The sequence below is a fragment of the Streptomyces sp. NPDC002784 genome, from assembly GCF_053592135.1.
Genome location: NZ_JBSFVD010000128.1, coordinates 1 through 2,573, shown reverse-complemented (window position 1 = coordinate 2,573; position 2,573 = coordinate 1). Strand labels below are relative to the sequence as shown.

Here is a 2,573-nt window from a genome sequence, read left to right as displayed (position 1 = left end):
TGACGGCGGCCATGACAAGCTCCCCATAGGCGGCCATTTACCGCCCCACTGATGGCCAAGGGTTTCCCCACGTACGGCCAGATATCTCCCCGCTCGCATTGGACGCATCCCGCTCGGCGAGGCTCGGGCGGGTGAAGAACAGCAGGGAGATCATGGAGATCCTTGAGGCGTACGACCTCACGGGCAGTTACCGCGCCGCGGCCGAGCTGACCGGCGTCGACCACCACACGGTGGCCCGCTATGTGAAGATGCGGGCCGCCGGCCAGCACCCCGACCAGCGCCGTCACCGGGCCCGCGCGATCGACGACTATCTGCCGAAGATCGAGGAACTGGTGGTCCGTTCGCACGGCAAGATCCGCGCGGACGTGGTGCACAAGAGGATCGTCGCGATGGGCTTCACCGGCGGGGAACGCACCACCCGCCGCACGGTTGCCGAGGCGAAAGCCCAGTTCAGGGCCGGTCGGCGCCGTGTCTATAGGCCGTGGGTGACCGAGCCGGGGCTGTGGATTCAGTACGACTTCGGCGACGGTCCGACCATCCAGGGCCGCAAGACCGTCCTGTGGTGCGCATGGCTGGCCTGGTCCCGGTTCCGGATCGTGATCCCGATCTGGGACAAGACGCTGCCGACGGTCACCTCGTGTCTGGACGCGACGTTCCGCCGGATCGGCGGCGTGCCGGCCTACGTCCTGACGGACAACGAGAAGACGGTCACCACCGATCACGTCGCCGGGATCGCGGTCCGCAACCCGGAGATCGTCGAGGTCGCCCGGCACTACGGCACGACCATACGCACGTGTCTGCCCGCGGACCCGGAGACGAAGGGCGGTTCCGAGGCGACGGTCCGCATCGCGAAGGCCGACCTGGTGCCGAAGGACGTCAACCTGCGCGAGCACTACAAGACCTTCGGCGAGCTGGAGGCGGCCTGCCGGGCGTTCTGCGACGAGGTCAACTCCCGCACCCACCGGGCGACTCGGCGCAAGCCGGTCGAGCGGCTCGCCGAGGAACGACAGCGGCTGCACCCGCTTCCCAGACGGCCGTTCACCGCCGCGTTCGGCACCACCCGGCGGGTGAACTGGGAGTCCACGATCTCCGTCGAAGGGGTCCGCTACTCCGTTCCGCACGAACTGATCGACAACCGGGTCTGGGCCCGGTTCCACGGCGACGAACTGATCGTCACCGCGGTCGGCGAGGACGGATCGGCCCGCGAGGCCGCCCGCCACCGTCGCGGCCAGCCGGGCACCCCGGTCCTGGACGACGCCCACTACCCGCCGCGGGAGAACAAGGACAACGACCGCACCCCGAAGGCCACTTCGGCAGAAGAGGCGGCCTTCCTCCAGCTCGGTCCCGGGGCAGCGTCCTGGCTGGTCGAAGCAGGAGCCAGCGGGGTCCGCCGCATCAAGGCGAAGATGGCCGAGGCCGTCGCCCTGTCCAAGCTCTACTCGGTGGCCGAGGTCGACCGGGCCCTGGGCACCGCCGCGGTCACCGCACGCTTCGCGGACAAGGACCTGCTGTCCATCGTCGACTACCAGGCCACACGCGAGCACACCGAACCCGTCCGCCGCAGCGAGGAACACTCCCTGCAGCCCGGCACCTCCGCCTGGTCCTCCTTCGGCCTGCCCACCCAGCCCGCCTCCGACGTCTCCGAGCACGACGAAAGCGATCCTGCCTGATGGCCACCCCACTTCGCACCGTTCCCGGCACCAACGGCGACCCGCTCGCCGAGGCCATCGAGCTGACCAAGCGGCTCAAACTCCCGCACCTGCGACGGGTGTTGGCCGACCTGATCCCCACCGCCAAGGCCCAACGCTGGGACCCGGCCGAGGTCGTCCGCGTCCTGCTGGCCGAGGAAGCCGCCGGCCGGGACCGGGCCAACCTCCACACCCGCCGCAAGCGGGCCGGTTTCCCCACCGGCAAGACCTTCGGCGACTGGGACGAGACCAAGTCCGCCATCCCCCGCCCCACCCAGGACGCCCTCAAGTCCCTGGAATGGATCGGCCGGCGGGAGAACTTCTGCATCTGCGGGCCCTCCGGCACGGGCAAAAGCCACTTCACCGAGGCCCTCGGCCAGACCGCCATCGAGGCCGGGCTGACCGTCTCCTGGTTCACCATCGAGGACCTCGGAGCTCTGGTCCGCCGGCACCGCGCGGACGACTCGATTGCCCGAGCCCTCGCGAAGATCATCCGCTCGGATCTGATCATCGTCGACGACATCGGCCTCCTGCCGGTCTCGCCAGACGCTGCCGAGGGCTTCTACCGCCTGGTCGACGCCGCCTACGAACGACGCTCGGTCGCCGTCAGCAGCAACCTCCACCCCTCCGGATTCGACGAGATCATGCCGAAGACGCTGGCCACGGCGACAGTCGACCGGCTCATGCACCACGCTCACATCGTCGTCACCCAGGGTGACAGCTACCGGCTCACCCAGGCCACCAGCGGACAGGGAGTGAAGCCCTTCAGCTGACCCGACTGACCCGAAGGCGGGGAATTATCTGGCCGCCACCGGGGAGAACTGGATGGCCGCCAGCGGGGCGAACTCCTGGCCGCCTACGGGGAGAACGAAATGGCCGTTGACA

At 69.2% G+C, this 2,573-nt stretch carries 2 protein-coding genes; both read left to right on the top strand.

All coding sequences use genetic code 11. From position 1 onward, the window contains the following. The first annotated feature begins 131 nt into the window (after window positions 1–131). Entirely contained in the window at window positions 132–1,670 is a 1,539-nt protein-coding gene (istA, locus tag ACWD1Z_RS37105; protein WP_451125284.1) for an IS21 family transposase, read from the top strand. Next, window positions 1,670–2,461, top strand: coding sequence for an IS21-like element helper ATPase IstB (istB, locus tag ACWD1Z_RS37100; protein ID WP_451125282.1), 792 nt, complete (start codon window positions 1,670–1,672; stop codon window positions 2,459–2,461). The genes istA and istB overlap by 1 nt, the downstream gene beginning before the upstream one ends. The last annotated feature ends 112 nt before the right edge of the window (window positions 2,462–2,573 follow it).